Source organism: Streptomyces sp. NPDC022910 (assembly GCF_055561075.1).
Map to the genome: position 1 here is coordinate 1 of NZ_JBVHHL010000148.1, position 2,478 is coordinate 2,478.

Consider the following 2,478-nt stretch of genomic DNA (forward strand, 5'->3'; position numbering starts at 1 on the left):
CCATCTGAGTACCGCATGCCTCCGGGGTACCAGCCAACGCGGACACCGTCACCAGGCCCGACGAAGACCCAGACCCTACGACGCCGAAGTCAGTAGACACTCCCGGGCGGTGCAGCGTTCGCGGAAATCCGTTTCGAGCGTTGCTGCGGTGCCTCTACTGTGGCGCGGTGATGACTGAGGTGATCGTTCTCAACGGTGGTTCCAGCTCGGGGAAGTCCGGGATCGTTCGGTGTCTACAGACAGTCCTGCCGGATCCGTGGCTGGCCCTGGGGACAGACACGCTGGTTGAGGCCATGCCCGCGTCCATGCAGGCGTCGGATGCCGGGATCGAGTTCGCTCCGGACGGACAGGTGATCGTCGGGCCGGAGTTCCGGACGCTGGAAGCGGCATGGATCGAGGGGGTCGCCGCGATGGCCCGTGCGGGTGCCCGGGTCATCGTTGATGAGGTCTTCCTCGGCGGAGCGGACTCGCAGAAGCGATGGCAGAAGGCTTTGGGCGAACTGCGGGTGCTGTGGGTCGGTGTCCGATGCGACAGTGCGGTAGCCGCAGGCCGTGAGGTCGCACGAGGTGATCGGGTCATCGGCATGGCGGCGTCCCAGGCGGACGTGGTCCACCGGGGCATGGTCTATGACCTGGAGGTGGACACCACGCATGCCGAGTCGATGGAGTGTGCACGGACCATCGCTGCACATGTCAGCTGATCGGCGGCCCGACTGTCTGCCGCTGTGACCGCAGTGCCGGGACGGTCAGGCCGCTGTGGCCAGGGGCCGTCCTCCCCAGCGGATGCCCTTCTCCGCGCGGATCCGGGCGCGTTCGCGGCGTTGGGCTGCCAGCACGTCGGGGTGGCGGGCGTTGGCGTTGCGCCAGCGTAGGTACCGGTGCAGCTCGCGGGTCTGGACGGTGTGGTTGGAGTGGTGGGAATTGGCGAGGGTGAACTGCCGCAGCGGCCCGAAGTGCGCCTCGATGGGGTTGGCCCAGGAGGCGTTGGTCGGGGTGAAGCACAGCTCGACCTTGTTTTTCTTCGCCCAGCGGCGGATCTTGGCACCTTTGTGGGCGGAGAGGTTGTCCAGGACGATGTAGATCGGGGCGCCGTCGGGGCGGGCGGCCCGAATCGACTTCAGGGCTGCGAGGGTGTTGGCCGCGCCTTTGCGGCGGCGGTTGATGCCCCACAGGGTGTCGTCACCGACGGAGTAGCAGCCATCGAAGTAGGTGACGCCGTGGGTGCGGTGGTAGGTCGCCGGCAGCCGGTCGGGCCGGCCTTGTTCGGCCCAGCAGGTGCCGCCGGTGGGGCGGATGCCCAGGGGGCCGAACTCGTCGAAGGCGAACGTGCGGTCCGGGAAGTGCTCCAGGACGTGCTCGATCCGGTCGAGCTTGGCGTCGCGGTCGGGGTCGGTGGACTCCTTCCACGTCTTGGTGCGCTGGAAGGTGACCCCGCGTCGGGCGAGTAGCGTCCGCAGGGCCTCACGGCCGATGCGTATCATCCTTCCGTGGACTTTGCGCAGGTAGGCGGCGAGTTTGCGGATGGACCAGCAGGTGAAGGGCTGGCCGAGTTTACGGGGGCGGGTGGTGACCGCGAGGACGCCGAACGCCGCCGCTCTGTTGCGAGACGTCGAGGCCAGGGCCTCCTGAGGCGTCCGTCCGACACCCCACGCGACCACCACCATGAGCATCGGGGCCCACACCGCTCTCAGTGGAGGCCTCATCGGCCAGGGTCCAGAAAGGCGTCGTAGTCCCGCGCTCGAACAGTCCGGCGCGGGTGGTCCCCGCTGCTGGAGCTGTTAACAAGGAATTAGGGTCCAGGCAGGCCAGGCCGATCTCGTTGAACCGGTGGATCACGTCGCGGACGGTGTCCTCGTCGGCCTGGACCAGTTGGGCGATCACCGGGACCCGGTTACCTCCGGCCGAGGCCAGGATCATCATCGCCCGCCGGTAACGCACCGTGCTGGTGCTGCCCCGGCGCACGATCTGTTGAAGCTTCTGCCCTTCTTGATCGGTCAGTCTGCGGACCTTGACCGGCTCTGCCACCGCACCTCCACGCATCAGATTGGATGTCGTCACATCCAATCGCCCGCAAGGCCCGCACCGCGAACGGCACCCCGGTGAACCTTCCCGGTCAGAGCACTAGTAGGACTCCGTTAGGTCTGTGTGTTGGTCTTGTTCAGGGGCATTCGCAGTGGGTGGATGCACATGAAGTCAATCGTGTTCGGGCGACGTTGGCGTTATTCGTGGCGGATGTGTTCGCTTCGGTGCCGCGCAAGGACCAGCGGGCCAAGAGCGACTGTTATCTGCGGGGATTGATGATGGATGGTCGCCGCAAGTCCATCCAGGCCATGGCCTCGCGGTTGCCGGACGGCAATGAGCAGAACCTGCAGCAGTTCGTGAACCTGAGGTGCCCCGAAGTTTCCGGACAGGGACCCAATAGGATCTCTACGTAAGGAAACGAGAGGCAAGACGTGGCACCACCCAGTAAGTACTCGC

1 protein-coding gene and 2 pseudogenes are annotated in these 2,478 nt (G+C 66.1%); 2 read left to right on the plus strand and 1 reads right to left on the minus strand.

The annotated features are described in order from the left end of the window. The first annotated feature begins 170 nt into the window (after positions 1–170). Complete coding sequence (cpt, locus tag ACZ3TS_RS42730; protein ID WP_467628592.1) at positions 171–701, plus strand: chloramphenicol phosphotransferase CPT; 531 nt, start codon at positions 171–173, stop codon at positions 699–701. Between the two features lie 45 nt (positions 702–746). Here the strand turns inward: cpt and ACZ3TS_RS42735 are convergent. Next, positions 747–2,025, minus strand: a pseudogene (locus tag ACZ3TS_RS42735) (IS630 family transposase). A 152-nt stretch (positions 2,026–2,177) separates the two neighbouring features. On the opposite strand from ACZ3TS_RS42735, the pseudogene ACZ3TS_RS42740 reads away from it, so the two are divergent. Then, positions 2,178–2,384, plus strand: a pseudogene (locus ACZ3TS_RS42740) (transposase); the annotation flags it as partial. Positions 2,385–2,478: the final 94 nt, after the last annotated feature.